Genomic DNA, 250 nt, shown 5'->3' with positions numbered 1-250 from the left:
CGCGGTGGGGATGCGGGTGAACATCCAGCCCATGGCGATGACGATGGCCAGGTAGACCACCATCAGGCGCTTGGTGCGGCCCAGGCCGCGCGCCACGGTATTGGCGTAGCCATGGCTGCTGCGGTCGAAGGCGCGGTTGAACCAGCCGAAGAAGCCGCGCTTGGTGCCGTGGTGGCCCTTGGGAATCGGCTTGAGCAGCGTGGCGCACAGCGCCGGCGTGAAGACGATGGCGACGATCACCGACAGCACC

1 protein-coding gene is annotated in these 250 nt (G+C 67.6%); it reads right to left on the bottom strand.

What is annotated here, in order from left to right:
* A partial coding sequence (locus SB751_RS33540; protein WP_410749439.1) for an efflux RND transporter permease subunit occupies nucleotides 1–250 on the bottom strand: 250 nt, incomplete at both ends.

Source organism: Cupriavidus sp. SIMBA_020, assembly GCF_046535395.1.
GTDB lineage: Bacteria > Pseudomonadota > Gammaproteobacteria > Burkholderiales > Burkholderiaceae > Cupriavidus > Cupriavidus campinensis.
Note: the sequence above shows the minus strand (reverse complement) of the source record. Positions and strands in the feature narration are given on the sequence as shown.